The organism is Jeotgalibaca arthritidis, from assembly GCF_011100465.1.
GTDB lineage: Bacteria > Bacillota > Bacilli > Lactobacillales > Aerococcaceae > Jeotgalibaca > Jeotgalibaca arthritidis.
Genome location: NZ_CP049740.1, coordinates 1,637,919 through 1,662,187 on the forward strand (window position 1 = coordinate 1,637,919; position 24,269 = coordinate 1,662,187).

Annotated in this window: 20 protein-coding genes and 3 pseudogenes; 21 read left to right on the forward strand and 2 right to left on the reverse strand. The window is 35.3% G+C overall.

Translation table 11 applies throughout. From position 1 onward, the window contains the following. Positions 1-93: 93 nt before the first annotated feature. From G7057_RS11860 to istB (G7057_RS08290), 3 genes are read left to right on the forward strand one after another with little or no spacing between them, the layout of a single operon-like run. Entirely contained in the window at positions 94-288 is a 195-nt protein-coding gene (locus G7057_RS11860) for a hypothetical protein (protein ID WP_227004714.1), read from the forward strand. After that, positions 194-1,744: an IS21 family transposase gene (gene istA, locus G7057_RS08285; protein WP_227004697.1), complete on the forward strand. Its 1,551-nt coding sequence runs from the start codon at positions 194-196 to the stop codon at positions 1,742-1,744. Before G7057_RS11860 ends, istA (G7057_RS08285) begins: the two co-directional genes overlap by 95 nt. Beyond that, positions 1,741-2,508, forward strand: a complete 768-nt coding sequence (gene istB / locus G7057_RS08290) for an IS21-like element helper ATPase IstB (protein WP_068561764.1) — start codon at positions 1,741-1,743, stop codon at positions 2,506-2,508. The genes istA (G7057_RS08285) and istB (G7057_RS08290) overlap by 4 nt, the downstream gene beginning before the upstream one ends. A gap of 121 nt (positions 2,509-2,629) precedes the next feature. On the opposite strand, the gene istB (G7057_RS08295) is transcribed toward istB (G7057_RS08290), so the two are convergent. Then, entirely contained in the window at positions 2,630-3,379 is a 750-nt protein-coding gene (gene istB / locus G7057_RS08295; protein WP_166162697.1) for an IS21-like element helper ATPase IstB, read from the reverse strand. Continuing rightward, positions 3,372-4,910 (reverse strand): IS21 family transposase, encoded by a 1,539-nt coding sequence (gene istA, locus G7057_RS08300; RefSeq protein ID WP_166164184.1) that lies wholly within the window; start codon positions 4,908-4,910, stop codon positions 3,372-3,374. The genes istB (G7057_RS08295) and istA (G7057_RS08300) overlap by 8 nt, the downstream gene beginning before the upstream one ends. Before the next feature lie 132 nt (positions 4,911-5,042). Here istA (G7057_RS08300) and G7057_RS08305 point away from each other — a divergent pair. The 18 genes and pseudogenes from G7057_RS08305 to G7057_RS08390 form a co-directional block, all read left to right on the forward strand. After that, a pseudogene (locus tag G7057_RS08305) lies at positions 5,043-5,795 on the forward strand (NAD-dependent epimerase/dehydratase family protein); the annotation flags it as partial. A gap of 21 nt (positions 5,796-5,816) precedes the next feature. Beyond that, positions 5,817-5,903: pseudogene (locus tag G7057_RS12010) on the forward strand (hypothetical protein); the annotation flags it as partial. 53 nt (positions 5,904-5,956) lie between these two features. Then, the gene (locus G7057_RS08315) at positions 5,957-7,006 is read left to right on the forward strand and encodes a GHMP family kinase ATP-binding protein (RefSeq protein ID WP_227004585.1); all 1,050 of its coding nucleotides are present in this window, start codon (positions 5,957-5,959) and stop codon (positions 7,004-7,006) included. A gap of 1 nt (position 7,007) precedes the next feature. After that, positions 7,008-7,742, forward strand: a complete 735-nt coding sequence (locus G7057_RS08320) for a nucleotidyltransferase family protein (protein ID WP_166162703.1) — start codon at positions 7,008-7,010, stop codon at positions 7,740-7,742. Positions 7,743-7,900: 158 nt separating this feature from the next. Continuing rightward, the gene (locus G7057_RS08325; RefSeq protein ID WP_166162705.1) at positions 7,901-9,010 is read left to right on the forward strand and encodes an LCP family glycopolymer transferase; all 1,110 of its coding nucleotides are present in this window, start codon (positions 7,901-7,903) and stop codon (positions 9,008-9,010) included. 20 nt (positions 9,011-9,030) lie between these two features. Further along, positions 9,031-9,999, forward strand: a complete 969-nt coding sequence (locus G7057_RS08330; RefSeq protein WP_166162707.1) for an LCP family glycopolymer transferase — start codon at positions 9,031-9,033, stop codon at positions 9,997-9,999. A gap of 23 nt (positions 10,000-10,022) precedes the next feature. Next, complete coding sequence (gene galE / locus G7057_RS08335) at positions 10,023-11,036, forward strand: UDP-glucose 4-epimerase GalE (RefSeq protein WP_166162709.1); 1,014 nt, start codon at positions 10,023-10,025, stop codon at positions 11,034-11,036. Positions 11,037-11,176: 140 nt separating this feature from the next. Beyond that, positions 11,177-12,490, forward strand: coding sequence for a nucleotide sugar dehydrogenase (locus G7057_RS08340; protein WP_166162711.1), 1,314 nt, complete (start codon positions 11,177-11,179; stop codon positions 12,488-12,490). 108 nt (positions 12,491-12,598) lie between these two features. Continuing rightward, on the forward strand, positions 12,599-13,477 hold the full coding sequence (locus G7057_RS08345) for a UTP--glucose-1-phosphate uridylyltransferase (RefSeq protein WP_166162713.1): 879 nt from the start codon (positions 12,599-12,601) through the stop codon (positions 13,475-13,477). A gap of 22 nt (positions 13,478-13,499) precedes the next feature. Beyond that, positions 13,500-14,665 (forward strand): annotated as a pseudogene (locus tag G7057_RS08350) (nucleotide sugar dehydrogenase). Between the two features lie 29 nt (positions 14,666-14,694). After that, positions 14,695-15,918: a glycosyltransferase family 4 protein gene (locus G7057_RS08355; protein ID WP_166162715.1), complete on the forward strand. Its 1,224-nt coding sequence runs from the start codon at positions 14,695-14,697 to the stop codon at positions 15,916-15,918. After that, positions 15,918-16,937 carry a polysaccharide biosynthesis protein gene (locus G7057_RS08360; RefSeq protein WP_166162717.1) on the forward strand — a complete coding sequence of 340 codons (1,020 nt, stop codon included), beginning with the start codon at positions 15,918-15,920 and terminating at the stop codon, positions 16,935-16,937. Before G7057_RS08355 ends, G7057_RS08360 begins: the two co-directional genes overlap by 1 nt. After that, positions 16,937-18,046: a capsular polysaccharide biosynthesis protein CapF gene (locus G7057_RS08365; RefSeq protein WP_166162719.1), complete on the forward strand. Its 1,110-nt coding sequence runs from the start codon at positions 16,937-16,939 to the stop codon at positions 18,044-18,046. Before G7057_RS08360 ends, G7057_RS08365 begins: the two co-directional genes overlap by 1 nt. Positions 18,047-18,054: 8 nt before the next feature. After that, positions 18,055-19,182 carry a non-hydrolyzing UDP-N-acetylglucosamine 2-epimerase gene (gene wecB, locus G7057_RS08370; protein WP_166162721.1) on the forward strand — a complete coding sequence of 376 codons (1,128 nt, stop codon included), beginning with the start codon at positions 18,055-18,057 and terminating at the stop codon, positions 19,180-19,182. Then, entirely contained in the window at positions 19,182-20,330 is a 1,149-nt protein-coding gene (locus tag G7057_RS08375; protein ID WP_166162723.1) for a glycosyltransferase, read from the forward strand. Before wecB ends, G7057_RS08375 begins: the two co-directional genes overlap by 1 nt. A gap of 64 nt (positions 20,331-20,394) precedes the next feature. After that, entirely contained in the window at positions 20,395-21,567 is a 1,173-nt protein-coding gene (locus G7057_RS08380; RefSeq protein ID WP_166162725.1) for a glycosyltransferase, read from the forward strand. Positions 21,568-21,595: 28 nt separating this feature from the next. Further along, positions 21,596-22,882, forward strand: coding sequence for an O-antigen ligase family protein (locus G7057_RS08385; RefSeq protein WP_166162727.1), 1,287 nt, complete (start codon positions 21,596-21,598; stop codon positions 22,880-22,882). After that, positions 22,870-24,246: an MATE family efflux transporter gene (locus tag G7057_RS08390; RefSeq protein ID WP_166162729.1), complete on the forward strand. Its 1,377-nt coding sequence runs from the start codon at positions 22,870-22,872 to the stop codon at positions 24,244-24,246. Before G7057_RS08385 ends, G7057_RS08390 begins: the two co-directional genes overlap by 13 nt. Positions 24,247-24,269: the final 23 nt, after the last annotated feature.

Below are 24,269 nucleotides of genomic sequence, written 5' to 3' on the forward strand. Positions count from 1 at the left end.
TCCACTAGAAGTAAACAAACCTATTCAATAGGTTGCAACAAAAACAATCAACCGTATTTAGTGTCAGTGCTAAACTAAATTGAACAGTTTTCGATGAACAAGATTGAACACTTTCGGCAAAAAATATCTCCAATCCTGTATACTTTTAAAGGTATCTTAGGTTATTGGAGGACGAAAGGTGAAGAAGAAGTTAATGTTATATTTGGAAATTCAACAGATGAAGGAGCGGGGCTTTTCCATCCAACAAATCGCAAAGCAGTTGAAGGTATCCCGCACAACGGTTTATAACTACATGGAGAAGACACCGGAAGAAGCTTTCGAATGGGTCAATTCATTAGGTTCGAGGAAGAAGAAATTGGACCCATACAAGGATTGGATTGTTGCTTGGCTTCAAGAATATCCGCATCTGAATGCGTCTCAAATACAGGATTGGCTGCTTGAGAAATTCCCCGACTTCACCGTTGGTGAAAGTACGATGCGGTTATATGTGAATCAAATACGCGAAGAATATCAGATAGCTAAAACTAAAGTTGTAAGGCAATATGAAGCGGTCGAAGAGCAACCGATGGGAAAACAGGTGCAAGTCGATTGGGGCGAAACGCGTCAAAAGACACAGGATCAAAGAGAAATCAAATTATACTGCATTTGTTTCTTACTTTCCCATTCACGCTACCGCTATGTGGAATGGCAAAACCGCCCCTTTACGACTCGTGATGCCATTCGAAGCCACGAGAATGCCTTTGAATTCTTTGGTGGCATGCCGGAAGAAATCGTTTATGATCAGGACCACCTCATCACTGTGAGTGAGCACGCTGGAGACATGATTCTGACCGCTGAATTTCAAGCGTACAAACAGCAACGGAAGTTCAGAGTCCATTTATGCCGCAAAGCCGACCCCGAATCCAAAGGAAAAGTGGAGAGTACGGTAAAGTATGTGAAACGAAATTTCGCCGATAGCCGGATTTATACGACAATCGAGAACTGGAATGAGCGCTGTTTAGCCTGGTTGGAAAGAACGGGCAACCGAAGGGTTCATGGAACAACAAAAAAGAGACCGGTAGAAGTGTTTCTCCTCGAAAAGCAACACCTAAAACCAGTCTCTAAACTACTCTCAACCGAGAGTATCACCGGTTCAAGTATAACAAGAACGGTAAACAAGGACAATACAGTTTTTTATAAATCAAACCGTTATTCCGTGCCACTAGGCACTTACAGACCGAAAGGTCTGAATACAGTGGCTATTGAAATCAAGGAAGATACGAACGATCAACAACGGCTTATTATCAGAAAACAGCCCGATGGGGAAATTCTGGCGAACCATCCTCTGGAAACTTCAACAGGCAAACTGATCAAAAATAAAAACCATGGGCGCGATCGTTCGAAGGGCATTCAAAGCTATAAGGAAACCGTTGCGCAGCAGTTCAAAGATTTGGAGCTTGCCTCACGATACATTGATATCTTGATGGAGAAGTATCCGCGCTATAAAAGAGACCAACTGGCCGTTCTACAGAAAGCGGCCCTCGAATACCCCACTGTCATTGATGAGGCCCTACAGAAGTGTATGTCTGAACATCTGATGAGTGCGAATGACTTTACGGATGTGGCTAAATACTTGGCTGCCCCTCGGAAAGAGACGCCGCCTGTTCCACCCGTACAAGCAGTCCGATCGGATTGCGCTGATATCAACGTGGAGACGCATCCGATGAGTACCTATACGGAAATTCTGGGAGGTGCCGCCTCATGAATGATAGCATGGACGCGCTGCAAAGCCAGTTCAGACAGTTGCGGTTGGTGGAAACTGCGAGCGAGTTGCCCGAGCTGTTACGTAAAGCCGAACAAGCCTCCTGGACCTACCGGGAACTGGTGCAGGAGATTGTGTGCTTCGAATTAAGGAAGCGCGAGGAAAAAAGTGTTCAGAAACGATTGAGATGGGCTAAGTTCCCGTACCACAAAACACTGACGGAATTCGACCTATCAGATCAGACTTCTCTGAGCAAACGGCAGCTTACCCAGCTCCAAGAGCTTACTTGGCTTGAGCAGCAGTATAATCTCATCTTTTTGGGTCCGAGCGGTGTGGGGAAAACGCACTTGTCCATTGCCTTAGGCATGGAGGCCATCCAGAAGGGGTTTCAGGTAACATTCGTGACAATGGGAGAACTACTCTCCCTTCTGAAAACTGAAGAATTCACGCGGAAATCGCAGGTCCAGCTCAATCGGATCCGAGCATCTGATTTAGTGATTATTGATGATTTGATGTATATGGCAATGGATCAAAGGGAAGCTACCCTGTTTTTTCATTTGATCAATCATCTATATGAACGGAGTTCAATCATCTTGACCTCCAATAAGAGCCCCGACCAATGGGGAGAATTATTGGGCGATGAGGGAGTCGCAATGGCTATCTTAGACCGTATTCTGCATCGAGCGGAGGTCGTTCACATGAATGAAGCTAGCTACCGTATGAAACATCGCCAGAGCATGTTTGTGAGCGAAAGTGTTCAAAATTAATTGGCGTTAACTGTTCAATTCTACTTGACGCTGACATTTAGGTCCAAAATAATATCCGCACCCCCCTTTTTGCCAATTAGTTTTCTGCAAATTCTGCCAGATAAGATTCGGCACTTTCTGTCTAATCAAAAACTCTTTGTCGATGTTTCATTCGATAACTCTCGTCGTCCATTTGAACCAATTCTACTCGGTGGAGAAGGCGGTCGAGGATTGCTGTTGCGACCCCTTCATCGCCTAAGAGTTCACCCCACTGATCCGGGCTCTTATTTGAAGTCAGTATGATGGAGCTCCGCTCATATAGGTAATCCACTAACTGGAAGAACTGGTTGGCCTCTGCTGGATCCATTGCCATGTACATCAAATCATCAATAATAACTAAATCGGATTTCTTAATCCGGTTTAATGCAATCTGTGATTTCCTTAGGTAGTCGCTTGTTTTCAGTATGGTTGTCAGTTCTCCCATCGGGAGAAACATGACTTGATACCCTTGTTCGATCGCTTCTAAGCCCACGCCTACCGCTAAATGTGTTTTGCCGACACCAGGCGGTCCAAGGAGGATGAGGTTGTACTGTTGCTCCAGCCAATTCATTTCTTTCAATTGGCGCATCTGCCTCTCAGTGAGACTCGTTTGCTCACTTAGATTATAGTCCTCAAGTGTCTTTTGATAAGGAAATTTCGCCCATTTTAAGCGACGAGCTTTGTTTTTTTCCTCCCGTTTAGTCAATTCATAATTGAGTAAATGATTTAATAGTTCATAATAAGTCCAAGATTTCTGTTCAGCTTCACGCATTAAGACGGGAAGTTCAATAGAAACTTCCGATAAACGGAGTTGCTTAAAGGCATGCTGTAGTTCTTCAAGGCCATTACTCATTCACTTCACCGCCTAAAATTTTCGCATATTCACTAAATGAACGAGTAGAGACTTCAATCCCAGTATAAGTTGTAGAGATACTTTCAATTCCATTAGGAATTTCTATTCGCTTATGCTGAGATAAATAAGCAGCGACATCTCTAAAGTCGTTGGCACTCCATAATTCATTTTCGATACAATATTCAAGGGCTGCGTCGCGTTCTGCTGGATACAGTTGAATACTTTTTTCCAACACCATAAACTGATCTCGAGCGTATCGCTTATACTTTTCAACGATTTTATCTATAAAGAGAATCGCTTTTTCTTCTGGTTCGAATAAGTCAATCATTGCTGTGCGATATTTTTGTAATGTTTTTTCTCGGTTCCGGCCATGATTGCGATTTTTTACCAGCTTTCCTTTTTCCAAAGAAATGGTATGTCGTGCAATCTCATCACCAGTGATCTTATGTAAAATGATTAATTCTTGATCCTTTTCATAGAGGTGGACTTGATTGGAACCAACCGTTTTATAGGTACCAAGCGGTACCGAGTAGCGGTTTCCTCTAAATCGAATCGTGTTGTCTTTATTTACGGTAGCTGTTATACTATTTTGGAAAGATATATCTTTGTGTTTGATTGAAGAGACTGGTTTCAAGTGTGCTTTTTCCAGAAGGAACACTGAATCTGGTCTCTTTTTTGTGGTCCCGTGAACTTTATGATTCCCTGTACGTTCCAACCATGCGCAGGATTTTTCATTCCAATCCTCTAGACCATCATAAACTCGATTTTTTGCGAAATTTGATTTTACATACCCAACGACTTTTTCAATCTTTCCTTTACTTTCAGGATCCCCGCCACGACACAAGTAAACATTAAAGCCAAGGGCTTGTTGATAAGCCTGGAAGTCTTGAGTGAGTAAAAGATCACCGGCATTTTCGTTCACTGCGATTAGATTGTCTTGGTCATAGACCATCTCTTGAGGCAGGCCCCCAAAATGACGAAAGGCATTTTCATGTGAGCGAATCGTATCTTTAGTCGTAAAAGGCCGATCTAGCCACTCAATATATTTATAACGGCTATGCGATAAAACAAAAGAGATAAAGTGTAGTTTGATTTCTTCTTCGTTTCTTGTTTTTTGCTTGGTTTCTCCCCAATCCACTTGTATTTGAGCACCCATTTCAACTTCAGGAACCGCTTCGTATTGTCGTATGTTTTTATGCTTAGGTATCGCATATTGATCTCTTAAATTCTTCACATAGGATCGAACGGTACTCGAGCTCACTTTGAAGTCCGGATATTCCTCCAACAACCAATCTTCGATTTGAGCTGCTGATAAATCGCTATGTTCCTTTAGCCACTCAAGAATCGTATCCGCATAAGGATCTAATTTTTTTGTCCGGTTTTGTAAACTGTATGTCCATTCGGACATTTCTTCAAAGTCCTTTTCTAAATACTTTCTTACTGTATCTCGGTTTACTCCAACTTTTCTTTCAATTTGACTTTTGTTGAATCCCAATCGATGCAATCGATGGACCTCATGATAAAAACTCATCTTCTTTTCGTTCACCTTTCATCCTCCAATTCAATTGATACTTTAAAAGTATAACTGAATTGGCTATATTTCTGGAATAAAGTGCCGAAACTTATTTGGCAATAATTGACTATTCTAATTTAGCATTAACAACAAGCAGGGGTACGCTATTCTATTGAGAACCCCGATGCGTACATCTAATCGAATATGATCGGCTTCTACAATATTTTAGAAGCTTGCCGTCATCATCCAGTTGACCACTTAATTTATGCATCATCGAGCTCAGTTTACGGATCGAATAAGAAAGTTCCCTTTGAAGAAACCGACTTTGTTGATCATCCGGTATCATTGTATGCATCTACTAAGAAATCAAATGAATTAATGGCCCATACCTATAGCCACCTTTACAATATTCCAGCTACAGGATTGCGCTTCTTTACGGTATATGGTCCAATGGGTCGTCCAGATATGGCCTACTTTGGATTTACTGACCGTTACTTTAATAACCAACCTATTAGTATTTTTAACAATGGAGACTTTGAGAATGACTTGTACCGCGACTTTACATACATTGATGACATTGTAACGGGAATCGTTAAACTAATTCCACATGCGCCAGAGAAATCAGCAGACAAAGTAGCTCATGACGTTTATAACATTGGGAATAACAACCCTGAAAAACTAATGGTCTTTATTCATGCTCTAGAAGCAGCATTAACGAATGCTTTAGGTAGAGAGGTTGAATTTGAGAAGATTTTTGAACCGATTAAGGCAGGAGATGTACCAGCAACCTATGCATCAACTGATAAATTACAAGCTGCAATTGGATTTAAACCACAAACCTCCATTCAAGATGGACTTCAAAAATTTTCGGACTGGTATGTCGCATACTATAACAAAAAATAGGAGGCTGCACTGTTGAAAGAATTGATCCAAACATTCAATCATCGTTATAAAGAGACTGATGTTCGAGCGGTTAAGTCACCGCTTCGGATTTGTCCTATAGGTGCCCATTCGGACCATCAAGGTGGTTTAGTGACGGGCATGACCTTAGATGCTAGTGTGATATGGTTTATACACCGACTGAAGATGGTTATGTGCGTATCGAAAGTATGGACTTCCCTGATAAAGAGTTGTTCCATGTTACTCATGATTCTGACTATATTCCCGGTTTTTGGGGAACCTACATTCGCGGTGCAGTGATGGCTATACGTCAAGACTACGTCCTTAAAAAAGGCATTAATGCCATTGTTAGTGGAAAATTACCAATTGGTGGACTTAGTTCATCAGCTGCTGTGACGACGGCTTACTTGATGGCATTATGTGACGCAAATGATATTGATGTTTCAAAGTTAGACTTAATTCAATATAGCCACTGGGTTGAAACGCAATTTATCGGATTGAAAAATGGTATTTTAGACCAATCCGCAAATATATTAAGTATGGATAATCAATTGTTAGTGATGGATTGCTTATCAAACGAACATCAACTTGTTTCAAAAGGCAAAGCAATGCCAGACTTTGACGTTGTTGTTGTTTATTCAGGTATTTCTAAACAACTGATTTCGACTGACTTTAATAATCGTACCGATGAATTGCGTGTAGCTGGCTGGTTGCTTCTAGATGCGAAAGGTGAAGGCTACACGCCAGCTTTGGAAGATGTTAAATTACGTCAGATTTCATCTAAGATTTACGATGAGTTTAAAGATCAGCTGCCCGAACGCTTCCGTAAACGTGCAGCTCATTATTATACCGAACAGGCTCGTGTTGAAAAAGGGGCTCAAGCTTGGGCTGAATGTGACTTACATACCTTTGGTCAGCTGATGTTTGAATCGGGTGAGAGTTCGTTCTATCAGTATGAATCTGGTATTCCTGAAATGAAATCAATCTTCTATATTTTAAAAGATTGTCCAGGTGTCTATGGGGCACGTCCTAGTGGAGCGGGATACCGAGGCGCTGTCATCGGTCTGATTGATCCAGCTTATAAAGAACAAATTAAAGCGAAAATTGATGAGATTTATCCCGCTCGCCATCCAGAATACAAGGATAGCTATGCGGTCAACTTTTGTAAGACTGCAGATGGTGCCCATTTAATAAACGATTTGGTGGTGGAATAAAATGAAAGTTGTTATTTTAGCGGCAGGCTATGCCACACGTTTGTATCCTTTAACGGAGAATCAACCGAAACCACTACTAAAGGTGGCGGGCAAAAGTATTTTAGACCATGCAATGGAAAAGATTGACCGTGTTAAAGAGATTGATGAAGTGATTATTGTGACTAATGATAAATTTGCTGGTCATTTCGAAGAGTGGAAAAAAGCTGTGACCTATTCAAAATCATTAACTGTGGTTAATGATGGTACATTAACAAATGATACACGCCTAGGTGCTATCGGTGATATTCAATTTGTGATCAATCAATTGAAGATTGATGATGACTTAATGATTATTGCAGGAGACAATTTATTTGAATTTGAATTGGCAGATTTTGCAAGCTTCTTCTATGACAAAGCTTCTGATTGCATCACCACTTATCATGAAGCTAATGAGGCGCAGTTAAAACGCGCAGGTGTGATTGAAATTGATGATGAGAGTCGCGTATTATCCTTTGAAGAGAAGCCAGAACAGCCAAAATCTTCATTCTGTGTACCTGCTTTTTATCTTTATCGAAAAGATACACTGCCTTTCTTCCAAAAATACCTAGAAGAAGGCAATAATCCAGATGCGCCAGGGCATTTTGTACCGTATTTAATTAAACATAAAGCCGTTCACGCCTTCCAATTCCAAGGCAAACGTTATGATATTGGAACGCTTGAAAGTTATGAAGCAGTTCAAAAAATCTTTGAAAAATAACACAATAGATAGGTTTGTCTGAAAAGACGAGCCTATTTTTTACGATTCTGTTAAATTGTTCACTTTAGAATTTTGTTATTTCTAAAAGTAACATATACTATAGCTTAGTATTATCAATTTTTATGCTTTTTTAAGGCGAAAAGAGGAACTATATTTATATGAGTGAGAACAGAAGGACTTTACATCGAAAAAAGAGAAGAAATAAAAAAATTATATTTGTAGCTATTGCTTTATTTTTGATGTTTTATACCGGAGCTTGGTTTATTTTTAACCAGGTTAACTCTTCAATAGGTAATATATTTAATGATATTAGTGTTAATGATAAGAGAGATGGTAGTAGTGTAGTCATTAATCAGACGCAACCCATATCTTTTGTTTTTCTAGGTGTAGATAATGGTGTTGATGGGAGAGAAACTGATGTAGGTAGATCAGATGCAATTATAATAGCTACTTTAAATCCTAATACAAACAAGACGACTTTAGTCAGTATTCCTAGAGATACGTATGCATTGATGGATGGTTATGAATCAGAATATGGATGGATTTTCTATGATAAGATTACCCATGCCTATGCTTACGGAGAAGCTGAAATGTCTATTAATTCTATACAAGAGTTGATTAATGTTCCAATCGATTATTATGTGGAAATAAATATGCAAGGTTTAGTTGATATAGTAGATGCTATAGATGGTATTGAAGTAACGAGTCCTTTAACATTTGAATCTAGCGGACACCTATTTAATGAAGGCGTTACAGAAGTGTTAAATGGAACTGAGGCTTTGGTGTTTGCTCGTATGAGGAAAGAGGATCCCGAGGGAGATTTTGGTAGACAAAAAAGAGAGAAGCTTGTTATAGAAGCAATTATTAATAAAGTTCTTAGTTTTGAAACACTTACAAACTACCAAACTATTTTACAAACGATGGAAGATAATGTAAAAACAAATCTTTCTTTTAAACAAATGACTGACATACTAGCTGGGTATAGGGGCGCCTTGGAGAATATTGAGCAAGATAACTTAATCGGAGAAGAGCTGTGGTTAGATGAGATTTATTACTTGTATGCTAATCCAGAAAATCGATTAGAAATATCCAATATTTTAAGGGAAGAACTAGAACTAGATTCTATTGAAATTGAAGAATTGACTCTGTCTGATACAGACTGGAACTATTTATATAATTATTATTATGTAGAAGACGATACTAGTGAAGAAGTTTATGAAGATAATAATATTTACGCTGAAGAATATTTAGAAGAAAACCAATATTAAATAAGATGGGATGTGCAAAAATGGAAGAAGGAAGACGCTCTCGTTCAAGAAAAAGAAAGAAAAAGAGAACAGGACTTAAAATTGTTTTATTTTTATTATTAGTCGCACTTATTGCTGTAGGAGGATTTGCATTTAATGTTTTTAGACATTTAAATGATGCAACAGATGATATTTATACACCTATTGCTGAAGAAGAAGTGGATGATATTCGTGGAAGTGCGGTCACTTTAAGTAGTAAAGAACCCATTTCTATTTTATTATTAGGCGTTGATTCAGGAGACTTAGGTCGTACTGAACAAGGCCGTTCGGATTCAATTATGGTGGCGACAGTTAACCCAACAACCAAGAAAGCAACATTGATGAGTATTCCACGTGACACCTACGCTGAAATTGTCGGATATGGGACTTGGGATAAAATTAACCACGCCTATGCCTTTGGTGGAACAGGTATGTCAATTAATTCTATTCAAAATTTCTTAAATATACCCATTGACTATTATGTAACAGTTAATATGGCTGGGATTCAAGAAATTGTCAATGCAGTTGGGGGAGTAGATATTGTTAGTCCACTTACCTTTACACAAGATGGCTATACCTTCTATGAGGGCCAAGTTAACCACATGGATGGTGAGGCTGCACTGGCATTTGCTCGTATGCGCTATGCAGATTTAGATGGTGACATGGGACGTCAAAGACGTCAGCAATTAATTATTGAAGGCGTCATCGACAAAGTAATTAGCCCATCGACCTTATTTAATTACCAAGATATTTTAGGATCATTGTCGAATAATATTCAAACAAATTTCCAATCATCAGATTACTTGAAGCTACAGAGTAATGACTATCTTGCGGCAGCGAGAAATATTCAAAGTGAGCAATTGTCAGGTAGCGGTAGTACGTTATCAGACGGTATTTGGTACTATTTTGTACCAGATGAAGAGCTATACCGGATTCAAACTTTATTGCGTACTGAGTTAGAATTAAACTAAGATAGCAAAGGATGAGTGATAAGATGGCAGTTTTAGTAACAGGTGGCGCAGGTTATATCGGAAGCCACACCGTAGTTGAATTATTAAATAATAATTATGAGGTTGTCATTGTTGATAACTATTCAAACAGTAAACCAGAAGTGTTAAATCGAATCAAACAAATTACTGGTAAAGATGTTACCTTCTATGAAGCAGACTTATTAGACAAGCCAGCTTTGGAAGCTATTTTTGAAAGAGAAACCATTGATTCGGTCATTCATTTCGCCGGCTATAAGGCAGTTGGGGAATCCGTTGCAATGCCGATTAATTATTACCACAATAATATTACGGGTACGTTAATGTTGTTAGAGGCTATGAAAGCCAATAATGTGAAAAAAATTGTCTTCAGTTCATCTGCAACAGTTTACGGTATGAATAACGTGTCGCCATTAACGGAAGACATGCCTACTAGTGCAACAAACCCTTACGGCTATACAAAAGTCATGATTGAACAAATCCTTCAAGATGTTCATGTCTCTGACAACGAATGGGATATGGCACTCTTACGTTACTTCAATCCAATTGGTGCTCATGAATCTGGTTTAATCGGTGAAGACCCATCAGGAATCCCGAATAACTTGATGCCTTACATCACTCAAGTAGCTGTAGGCAAACGACCACAATTAAGTGTCTTTGGTAACGATTATGATACACCAGACGGCACAGGTGTCCGTGACTACATTCACGTTGTCGATTTAGCTAAAGGCCACCTGAAAGCTCTAGAGAGCTTTGAAAAGCTGCCTGGTGTTGGTATTTATAACCTGGGTACAGGAGTTGGTTACAGCGTTCTTGACTTGGTTCATAACTTTGAAAAGGCAAATGACCTTGCTATTCCTTATACAATTGTGGACCGTCGTCCTGGCGATATTGGAACTTGCTATGCAGATGCGACTCGTGCGTCAGAGTTGTTAAACTGGCAAACAGAAAAAGATTTGGAAGACATGTGCCGTGATTCGTGGAACTGGCAAAAAAACAATCCAAATGGGTATTTAAAATAATAATTTTATTAATTGTGACAAAAAATATGTTATATTCATAAAATATTCTGTGATAAAATAAGAAAAGATTCATTTTTTACTAATTACGAGAGTATGTTGTTAACAATTTTATTATAATTAAAAAGGAGAATAACTTAAAAATGGAATTATATGATAGTTTGATTTCAAAAGAAAAAAAACTAGCCTTAGTTGGTTTAGGGTATGTTGGAATGCCGATTGCTGTAGCCTTTGCTGAGAAAGTAAATGTTATCGGATTTGATACAAATAAAGAAAAAATCGCTTTATATAAAAAAGGAATTGATCCAACCAACGAAGTAGGAAATGAAGTTATTAAGAATACTTCAGTAGATTTTACATATGACGAAAATAGACTTAAAGAAGCTAATTTTATTGTCATTGCGGTTCCTACTCCAATTAATCAAGATAAAACGCCTGACTTATCTCCAGTTGAAGGTGCTACTAGAACTGTGGGTAGAAATCTTAAAAAAGGTTCAGTCGTGGTTTACGAATCAACAGTGTATCCAGGAGTTACAGAAGATGTATGTATCCCTATTCTCGAAGAAGAGTCGGGCTTAAAGTGTGGCGTGGATTTCAAAGTAGGATACTCACCAGAGAGAATAAATCCAGGTGACAAAGTGCACAGGCTAGAAAATATTATTAAAATTGTTTCTGGAATTGATGAGGAGAGTTTAGAACTCATTGCAAAAGTCTATGAGTTAGTGATTGAGGTAGGAGTTCATAGAGCAAAGAGTATTAAAGTAGCAGAAGCTGCTAAAGTTGTAGAAAATAGTCAAAGAGATATTAACATTGCGTTTATGAATGAGTTAGCAATGGCTTTTGATCGAATGGGAATTAATACAATGGAAGTTGTAGAAGCTATGAACACTAAATGGAATTCTTTAGGTTTTACTCCTGGTTTAGTAGGAGGACATTGTATAGGTGTAGATCCATATTATTTCGTCTATGAAGCTGAAAAATTAGGTTATCACTCTCAAATAGTATTGTCTGGTAGGCAAATAAATGATGGGATGGGTAATTTTATTACAGATTCTATTATCAAAAAACTAGTTCTTTCTGGGAAAAAAGTTAGAGATGCGCGAGTAGGGATATTTGGCTTGACTTTTAAAGAAAATACACCAGACATAAGAAACACAAAAGTTACAGATATTATTAGTGGTTTAAATAGTTATGGAATCGAACCGATTGTAACGGATCCTATAGCTGATATCAGTGAGACTAAAAGAGAATATAATATTGATTTAATTTCTCAAAGTGATATTAGAGATTTAGATTGCGTTGTACTTGCTGTAACTCATGATGACTATAAAGAAATGTCATTCTCAGATTTTGAAAAATTCTACTCTAATACTGATGAGAAAGTATTCATAGATATCAAGAGTATGTTTGAAGAAAATGAGATTGTTAGCAAAGGTTATCATTACTGGTCGTTATAATTATACGGGAAGACCTCTAAGTTATCATAAAGATGACTCAGAGGTCTTTCTTATTTCCATGGATATTTGGTATAATAATAAAAGAGAGATTATGAAAGAGGGGTCAGCATGCAAAAAATAAGAAAAGCTGTCATTCCTGCTGCAGGATTAGGAACACGCTTCTTACCAGCTACAAAAGCTATGGCTAAGGAAATGATGCCAGTTGTCGATACACCAAGTATCCAATATGTAGTTGAAGAAGCGCTAAAAAGTGGTATTGAGGAAATTCTGATTATTACGGGAAAAGGGAAAAATGCTATTGAAGATCACTTTGATGCGAATATTTCTCTTGAAAACAACTTAATTGAAAAAAATAAAGATGATTTATTAAACAATGTCCAGTCTACGACTATTCCATCCATTCATTATGTCCGCCAAGCTTATCCTAAAGGATTAGGAGATGCAATCCTACAAGCACGAGCGTTTGTAGGAGATGAGCCATTCGTTGTTCTGCTAGGTGATGATATTATGCCTAATGACGTGCCATTAACTAAAACATTAATGGGCTTAGCAGAGCAATACGACAAAGGTGTTGTTGCAACGATTCAGATTCCAAAAGAGAAATCGGACCGTTTTGGTGTCATTGATATTCAAGATGAAATTGGTCCGCATCTTTACAATACAAAACATTTTGTGGAAAAACCATTACCAGAACAATCACCAAGCACACTTGGCATTGTTGGACGTTATGTTTTGCCAGCTGAAATCTTTACGATTCTTGAAAATCAAGAACCTGATCAAGGTGGGGAAATTCAGTTAACAGATGCCTTGGAAACGTTGAACAAGCAAAATTCATTGTTGGCGTACGAGTATACAGGGACTCGTTATGACGTAGGAGATAAATATGGCATGCTTGTTGCCAATATTGAGATCGGTTTACAACATGAAGAAACCTCTGAAAAAATGAAAGAACATATTATAGAGCTAGCAAAAGCCTTAAAAAAATAGAAGAAAGAAGTGTATGAAAACAATGAACATTACCGTAGTTGGAACAGGATATGTTGGATTATCAAATGTATTCTTCTGGCGCAACACAATAAAGTGATTGCATTGGATGTTATCGAAGAAAAAGTGGCAATGATTAACAACAAAAAGTCACCAATCATAGACAAAGAAATTGAAGAATACTTAGCAACAAAAGAATTAGATTTATTAGCGACTACTGATAAGGAAGAAGCTTACCGAAACGCTGAATTTGTTGTTATTGCGACACCAACTAATTATGATGACAAGAAGAACTTCTTTGATACATCAACGGTTGAAACAGTTATTGAAGATATATTAGAGTTAAAACCAGATGCAACCATGATTATCAAATCAACTGTGCCAGTTGGTTATGTCACTGAAATGAAAGAAAAATACCAAACAAATAATATTATCTTCTCACCTGAATTTTTACGTGAAGGAAAAGCACTGTATGATAATCTTTACCCATCACGTATTATCGTAGGAGAAGTTTCAGAAAAAGCTCAACAGTTTGCGAATTTATTAGTTGAAGGTGCTGTAAAAGAAGATATTCCAGTTAAGTTAATGGCATCAACCGAAGCAGAAGCAGTTAAGTTATTCGCTAATACTTATTTAGCTGTTCGTGTTGCTTACTTTAACGAATTAGATACCTATGCAGAAGTCAGAGGTCTAGATACAAAATCAATTATTGAAGGTGTTGGACTTGATCCACGTATCGGAACGCACTATAATAATCCATCATTTGGTTACGGTGGTTACTGCCTGCCAAAAGATACCAAACAATTATTGGCCAACTACGATGATGTACCAAACAACTTGATTCAAGCTGTTGTTGAATCAAACCGTACGCGTAAAGATCACATTGCAGATATGATTTTGAAAAAGAACCCAAGTGTCGTTGGTATTTATCGTTTAACAATGAAATCTGGCTCAGATAATTTCCGTTCATCATCCATTCAAGGGATTATGAAACGGATTAAAGCAAAAGGGATTGAAGTTGTTGTTTACGAACCAGCTTTAAAAGAGGATGACTTCTTCAAGTCTCGCGTTATTCGTGACCTAGATGAATTCAAAGCTATTTCCGATATGATTGTTTCAAATCGTCATGAAGAAGCACTGGAAGATGTTGTTGGAAAAGTCTATACTCGTGATTTATTTAATGAGAACTAGAGCATACAGAGTATTGGAGTTTTAAATTTATGAAAAAAGATGTATTATTTATGTGCCAGTTTTTTTACCCAGAATATATTAGCTCAGCTGTACTACCTTCTGAAACGGCTTTTGATTTGGCTAAAAGTGGTTTTGAAGTAGGAGCGTTGTGTGGTTATCCTCATGAATATGGATTAGGAGCAGACCCAACTACGCAAGAAATTGTGGATGGGGTCTTTATTGAGCGGATTCAGTATCGTGATTTTGATAAAAGTAAATTTTATGGACGATTACTTAATTATTTTTCATTCACAGGAAAAATGCTTTTAAATATAAAAAAAATAAAGAATTATAAAACGGTAATTGTATATTCTAATCCGCCAGTTTTACCGCTAGTTGCTGCACTAGCTAATATACTTTATAAGACAAAAATCATTTTCGTAAGTTATGATATTTATCCTGAGATTGCAATAGAAACAAAAGTAATCAGTGAGACTAGTATTATAAGTCGAATGATGACATTTATTAATAACCGTGTTTTTAAACGATTGAGCAGAGTGATTGCATTATCGACAGAAATGAAAGATTATATTGAAAAAAATCGTTCAATTCCTTCATATAAAATTGAAGTAATTCCAAATTGGGATAATGAAAGAACATTAAAGGAAAAAGAAAATGTAGATAATTCACTGTTTAACCATCTACTTGATGAGAAAAAGACGATTATATCTTATTTTGGTAATATGGGAACTGCTCAAGATATGGAGACCATTTTGTCTGCGATACGCCGCTTAAAGGGAAATAATGACATTCATTTTCTACTAGCGGGGCATGGAAATAAGATGGAGTTACTTAAAGAAAAAGTAAATTCAGAAAAATTAAAAAATGTTACAATATATGAATTTTTACATGGAGAAGATTTTGCAGATGCACTTGCAATCACTGATGGTTTTATTGTTAGTTTAGTTGAAGGACTAACAGGTTTATGTGTTCCAAGTAAGACATACTCCTATTTGGCTGCAGGAAAGCCTGTTCTAACAATAATGGATTCGATTTGTGATATAACTGAAGATTTGTTACAATATCAAGCGGGTTTCTCTATCAAAAACGGTGAATCTGAAAAAATGGCTGAGATTATTTTGAAGTTAACTGATGATAAACTTGTTAGTGATATGGGAGCAAATAGCAAGAAATTATTTTTAGAAAAATATACTCGTCAAATTAATACTGAAAAGTATGCACGAGTATTAAAAGAAGTACTGGAGGAAATCTAATGTTTACTAACAAAACTTTACTTATTACAGGTGGGACAGGATCATTTGGAAATGCCGTATTGGATCGTTTCTTAGACACTGACTTGAAAGAAATCAGAATTTTTTCCAGAGATGAAAAAAAACAAGATGATATGCGTAAAAAATATAATAATGCAAAAATTAAATTTTATATTGGAGATGTGAGAGACATTAGCAGTGTTCAAACTGCTATGGGTGGTGTAGACTTTGTTTTTCATGCAGCCGCGTTAAAACAAGTTCCGTCATGTGAGTTCTTCCCGATGGAAGCCGTAAAAACAAACGTTATTGGAACAGATAATGTATTGACTGCTGCAATTGAAGCAGGTGTAAAAAAAGTTATTTGTTTATCAACTGATAAAGCAGCATATCCAATTAATGCAATGGGAACATCAAAAGCAATGATGGAAAAAGTATTTGTTGCAAAATCACGTAATGTTGATCCAGAAGAAACCTTAATTTGTGGAACTCGTTATGGAAATGTCATGGCTTCTCGTGGATCAGTTATTCCATTATTTATTGAGCAGTTAAAATCAGGTAAACCTTTTACAGTAACAGAAGGATCAATGACTCGTTTTATGATGAGCTTGGAAGAAGCTGTCGACTTAGTCATGTTTGCATTTGAGAATGCTGAACAGGGAGATATTATGGTTCAGAAAGCTCCTGCTGCAACAATTACAACTTTAGTACAAGCTATTCAAAATATCTTTGGAACAAAACTATCTGTAGAAACAATTGGAATACGCCACGGTGAAAAATTATATGAATCATTGTTAACGAAAGAAGAAGCAGCTCGTGCAATTGATATGGGTGGCTTTTATCGTGTGCCTTCAGATAAACGAGATTTAAACTATGGTAAATTCTTTGATGAAGGCAATAAAGAAGCTGTTCATTTAGATGAATATAACTCAGACAATACGGAACAACTAACTGTAGAGGCAATGATGGAAAAATTATTGGAATTGAAATATGTTCAAGAAGAATTAAAAGGTTGGGTTAAATAATGAAAATTCTAATAACTGGAGCAAACGGATTTATTGGCCGAAACCTTGTTGCCCACTTAAAGGCAACGAGTGATGACACATTGTTTTTATATGATAAAGAGACAGATCCAATGTTATTGGATACCTATTGCAAAGAGGCTGAATTCGTCTTTCATCTTGCAGGCGTGAATCGTCCTGAAGTTGAAGAAGAGTTCATGGAGGGGAATTTTGGATTCACTTCGATTTTATTAGAAGCTTTAAAGAAGTATGAAAATAAAGCTCCAGTGATGATTTCATCTTCCATTCAAGCAGAGTTAGATAATCCCTACGGGAGAAGTAAACAGGCTGGCGAAAAACTTCTACGTGATTACGGTAATGAGACAGGTGCGAGAGTTTTTATTTACCGTTTCCCAAATGTTTTTGGAAAATGGTGTCGTCCCAACTACAATAGTGCCGTAGCGACTTTTTGTCATAATATTGCTCGTGATTTGCCTATTACCATTAATGATCCAAGTGTTTTGATGCAATTGGTCTATATTGATGATGTTGTAAGTGAGTTAATTAGCGCCTCAAAAGGGTTGGGAAATCAAAAAAATAATTTTTACGAGGTTCCAGTTGTTCATGAAGCGACTCTTGGAAGAATTGTTGATTTGATTAAATCGTTTAAAGAAAGTCGTTCATCATTAACAATAGCTAATATGGCAGATGGATTTGAGAAGAAATTATACAGTACTTACTTAAGTTATTTGCCTCAAGAAAATTTTTCATATCCCTTGAAGATGAATGTTGACCAAAGAGGCTCTTTTACTGAGATTTTGAGAACGCCTGATAGAGGGCAAGTCTCTATTAATATTTCAAAAGCGGGTATTACTAAGGGAAATCATTGGCACCATACTAAGAATGAAAAATTTGTAGTTGTCAGTGGTGAAGGTGTTATTCGATTTCGACCGCTCGATTCAAAAGAAGTAATTGAATATAAAGTGAGTGGAGAAAAAATAGAGGTCGTTGATATCCCTGTTGGTTATACTCACAATATTGAAAATATTGGTGAGACAGACTTAGTAACGCTTATGTGGGTAAATGAACCGTTTAATCCTGAGCAACCAGATACATATTTCTTGGAGGTATAAACTAAAAAATGAAAAAATTAAAAGTTATGACTGTTGTCGGAACACGACCAGAAATCATTCGCTTAGCTGCAGTCATTAATAAATTGGAAGAATCAGAGGCGATTGAACACATTCTCGTTCATACTGGACAAAATTATGACTACGAATTAAATGAAGTATTCTTTAACGACTTTCATTTAAGAAAACCAGATTATTTCTTAAATGCAGCAACTGGAACGGCAGTAGAAACAATTGGAAATATCTTAGTGAAGATTGACCCTATTTTAGAAGAAGTTCAACCCGAAGCTATGTTAGTTTTAGGCGATACAAACAGTTGCTTATGTGCTATTGCAGCAAAAAGAAGACATATTCCTATTTTTCATATGGAAGCAGGAAACCGTTGCTTTGATCAGCGTGTTCCAGAAGAAACAAACCGAAAAATTGTTGATCATACAGCAGATATTAACCTGACTTATAGTGATATTGCTAGAGAATATCTTTTGGCAGAAGGATTACCAGCAGATCAAATTATTAAAACAGGTAGTCCAATGTTTGAAGTATTAAACTCTAGAAAAGCAGATATTGAAGCTTCAGATGTACTATCTCGTTTGAATTTAGATAAGGGACACTACTTTTTAATTTCTGCCCATAGGGAAGAAAATATTAATTCAGAAAAGAACTTTAATGGACTTGTAGAGACGTTAAATGCTATTGCAGAGCAATACGATATGCCTGTTATTGTCAGTACACATCCTCGTACTCGAAATAAAATTGAAGAAAAAGGAATTAAATTCCACAGCAATGTTCAATTAATGAAACCCTTAGGGTTCAATGATTACAATCATTTACAAGTACATTCTAAAGCCGTGTTAAGTGATAGTGGTACAATTAGCGAAGAATCTTCTATTTTAGGATTTAGAGCGTTAAATATTAGAGAAGCTCATGAAAGACCAGAAGCGATGGAAGAAGCTAGTGTGATGATGGTTGGCTTAAACAAAAATAGAATTATGCAAGGACTATTAGTACTTGACACACAGGAAAAAGAAACATTACGTTTGGTGGCAGATTACAGTATGCCGAATGTTTCTGAAAAAGTATTAAGAATTATCTTATCTTATACAGACTATGTGAAACGAGTAGTTTGGAGAGAATGCTAATGAAAAAGAAAGTTCTAATTTTTGCTCCTTTCTTTACACCAAGTGTAAAGGGAGGAGGTCCTATTGTTTCTACTAAGAACTTAGTAGAGAATCTTTCTAGTGACCTTGATTTCTACATTTGTACTTCAGATAGAGATCTAGGTGATTCTAAACCATTTTCGAATATTAACAACGACATCTGGATGAATGTAGGAAATGCAAAAGTAAGATATTTAAATAGAAAAGATTTAAATCTGGCTAAAGTTATTGAGATAATGAAATTAGAAGAATTTGATCATTTCTACTTAAATAGTTTCTTTGATTTCCACTTTAGTATATTGCCAGTTATCGCAAAAAGAATAAGTAATAGAATTAAAGGAACCATTGTTCTAGCTCCTAGAGGTGAATTCTCTCCAGGAGCTTTAAGTCTTAAAGCTACAAAGAAGAGACTATATATTAACTTTTTTAAAAATTTAGGGTTTTCTAAGTCAATCAGTTGGCATGCAACTGCAGACACAGAAAAAAATCATATTGAAAAAATCATGGGAAATCAAACTCGTATTAAGGTTGCTAGTAATTTAACAGCTAATTACTCTCATTTAGATTATTCAAAAAAACTTATAAAAAATAGCAATGAATGTAAATTCATATTTATTTCTAGAATACATCCTATGAAAAACTTATTAGGAGCACTAACTTATTTGAAAAATGTAAAAGGAAATGTTCTGTTTTCTATTTATGGTCCTATTGAGGATGACGAATACTGGACAGAATGTCAGATGTATATTAAAAAATTACCTTCAAATGTAAAGGTTGTTTATAAAGGTATTTTGAAACATTTTGAAATCTTTGAGAAGTTTCAAGAAAACCATTTCTTTCTACTTCCCACATATGGAGAAAATTTCGGACATGTTATTTCGGAAGCTCTTGTTGGAGGGTGCCCTGTTATTATTAGCGACCAAACACCATGGCTTCAATTAGAAGAAAAAAATGTAGGTTGGGATATTGCTCTTGGAGAAAAAGATAGATTTATTTCAGCTATAAATGAAGCAATAAAAATGAGCAATGAAGACTATCAAATAATATCTCATAAAGCCTTTGAATATGGTAAAGAAAAATCGACAAATAAAGATAGCATTATGAAAACCTTAAGTTTATTTGAAATTTAAACACTAAGTCATAAAATAGATAAATATGTGATAAAGTAAGTAAGATTTAAGGAGGGATATTATAATGTTAGAGCGAAAAAAAATTCTTCATATTATGAGTGGGTATGGTGGCGGAATATCGTCTCACATCAGAAATTTAGCTCAAGTTGTAGACCCAGAGAAAATTTCTTTTGATGTTATTGGATTCACCGATTATACAGATGAGTTTCTAGAAGAAATAGCTCTACTAAATGGTAAGGCATTAACATTTCTTAAACCTAAAAAAGTAGGATTTAGAAAATTTTACAAACATGCAATTGAAATGTTAAAAGAAAATGGCCCATATGATGTGATTCAATGTCATACTTCTGGGCACTATGCCCTTGTTTTTAAAATGATGGCCCTTCAATTAAAGGTAAATCGATTTATTGTACATGCTCATAAAACACAGTATGACAATATGGATAGCTTTAAAGATAAAATAAGAGTGAAGCTAGATCAATATATATCGCGCTATACAGCTGATCAGTTAACATCATGTAGCAGTGAGTCTTCAAATTTTGTTTTTGGAGAAGACGTTGTTAAAAAAAATAAAGTTATGCATATACCTAACAGTATTCCATTAAATAAATATATGTTGCAGATGACTGATAAAGAAATCATTCAATTTAAAACGGTAAATGATATTCCAACGGATCGATTAATACTTGGAAATATAGGTCGATTCAATCTTCAAAAAAATCATTATTTCATGGTTAAGTTGATTAAATATTTAGCAGAAAATAACCAAGAATTTATGTGGTTGTTTGTAGGTGCCGGAGAACTAGAAGATGAAATCAAAAAATTAATAGAGGAAAGTAACCTCTCAGAGTATGTCATGTTCTTGGGAAGAAGAGAAGACGCTAATATTTTGTACCAAATTTTTGATGTCTTTGTTTTACCCTCATTTTACGAAGGTCTTCCTACAGTTATTGTAGAAACTCAAGCAGCAGGTATACCTGCTGTTATTGCAGATACAATCACTAAAGAAGTAGATTTAGGCTTAAATCTTGTTTCATATCTGCCTTTAGAAGCATCTTTAGGAGAATGGGAAGATGAAATTCTCAGAGTGAGTAAAGAAGAGTTACCAACAGTTGAAGAACGTAAATCAGCGCTCGATGAAAAAGCGTTTAATAATGTTATAGCTGGTAAATTGTATGAAGATTTTATTTTTAAAAAAATAAGTACATTTAAAATTGGAGAAAGCTACACAAAATAAATATATGTAAGAAAAAGGCTGGGATTTTATGATTAAGTACTTGTTGTATGTAATTGTTACAGTAACATTATTTCCTTTTCAGGGACATTTATTGATATTAGCAGGACTATCTTCTATCCTAATAGGAATTTTCATTTTAAAGGCTGTTAAGGGAACGATTACTATCAACCAATCTGATTATCACAATAACCGTTATTCTATTCTATTTATGTTAGTGCTATTGATATATTCTTTGATAAGTATTATATGGTCAGAAGATTTAAATGGATGGTTAAATTACAATATATATATATATATTGCGACATGTGTCATGGTTGTTATCAATTATATATTCAAATCAAGTGAGGATTTCTATGAACTTTTCAACTATGTAGGGTTGCTTACTATTATTCACAATATTATTGGTTGGGTTAATGTAACAACTGGTAAATATATTTTTTCTACGTCTCCATTAATTCCAGATTTTAAGGAGAGGGGTAATCCACTATCATTATTTAATAATACAAATGATTTTGCTACGTTTTTAGTATTCTCAATTTTTATTTGTTTTGCAATAATGATGGTTGAAAAAAACAAAAAAATTAAATTACTATACCTATTTACAATTATGTCGTCTATTTTTTTAATCTATAAAACTATGTCTCGCGCTAATTATTTAGCTCTTGCTTTGGGTATTGCTACATATATCTTATTTATTTCAAATAGAAAAAAAGTATGGTTAATGGTTATTGGTTCGACTCTCTTATTCATCGTATCTATTTACGTTATTCCCTCTGTTTCTTTTACAGTTAATCATGTACTATTGAATAAATTTTTTAATTCAGGTGATGAGATAAGAATTAATTTGATAAAAAATGCATTTGTCTTTTTAAGAGATTCGAACGGACTGGGAATAGGCGCTGGAAACATTGCTTACTATTTAGAAAACCATAGTATTTATAATACTAATAACATCAACTCAGTACATAATTGGTGGCTAGACATTCTTGTTAACTATGGTTATGTAATCTTTATCTTTTATATCATTTTTTACGGAAATTTGATTTGGAAACTAAACAAAATTAGATTGCAAAGTTATACAAACCCATTTATAAAATATACATCAGTTTCGTTAATCAGTATTCTCGTATCGTATATTATGGGATCAACAAGTTCAAGTTCGAATTTTCCTATTATCTGGATATGGGTGTTTTTTGGAATTGTCGTTTCCTACTTAAATATTCTATCTGTGGACAAAATAAGCTATAAACCAACAATAGAGCAGAAACTCTTGATAGTATTTACTAATAAGGAGGCAATAAATTGGAAACATTAAAAAGTATATTTAGAGTTGCCTCTGCTAACATTTTCAGTTTAGGTAGTAGTTTTATTTTAGGTTTTATATTACCTATATACATCAGTACATTTGATTATGGGAAATATAAAGAATTTACGTTGTATTTAACATTTATTTACATTTTTAATATTGGATTTAACGATGGAATCTACATTAAATACGGTGGTAGTAATAAATTTGATTTAAATCTTAGCGAACTGAATTCAGAAGTTAAGTTTATAAAAACTTTTCAAACAGTTATGTTTGTTGCTGTTTTAGCTTTTGCGCTTCTTAAACAAGATATTGTTTTGCTATATTTTTCAATAGCTACATTTTTAATGAACTTAATTCAGTTCCACAAAAATTTATTACAAGCGATTGGAGAATTCAAAGATTACTCTAAATTAAATATGTATAATACGATCTTTAATGTTTTGATGATGATCATCGCAATATTTTTAGTTTCAAGAAATGACTATTCTGTATATATCTTTGCTCACGTTTTTGCTTTGTTATTAGCATATATTTTTTATGAAATTAACTTTAGAAAAACATTTAACTTTAAAAAAGAAAAAGTTAGAAAACTATCTGCTGAAGATATTTATCATTTATTCAAAGTAGGAATTGTTATCTTACTTTCAAATATGATTGTTACCTTTATAGCGAATATTGGGTCCTGGTTTGTAAATTTTGGTTTTTCGACAGAGGAGTTTGCTCAATATTCATTTTCTACATCGTTGTTAAATATTATTCTATTAGTTGTCAATGCAATTAGTCTGGTTTTTTATAACTTAATCGCAAAAAAAGAAGATCAAGAGATGTTAATAAATTTGAAAAAGATATTATTGCTGATTGGATGTTTTGGAGGTTTAGGCTTTTTCGTATTTAGCTTTATCATTACAAACTATATTTCCAAATATGTACCAGCCTTAGCAATACTATCTATAACATTTATTTCGATACCGTACATTATGGAATCAAATGTCATTTTTAACAACATTTATAAAACAAGAAATAATAAAAAACAGTATTTGAAAGATATGCTAGTTTTTTTAGCAATCGCAATAACTTTAATTGCAATAACTTCATCTATTTCTTCAAAAATGGAACACATAGCGATGGCTACTACTCTTTCCTACTTAATATGGTACTTTATAGTAACCAACTTTAAATATCGGTATTTACGTGATGGAATAAAAGAAAGCATATTTATTCTTTCTCACATTATTATCTTTTATATATGTGCGAATCTTCTTTCTTTACCTATAGGGTTTATATCATATTTCTTATATGTATGTGTGATTTTACTGTTGTATAAAAAAGAACTTTCTGAGATGGTAAGTAAATATATGAGGCAAGCGTAGAGCTTGTTATTTTAAGATGAGGA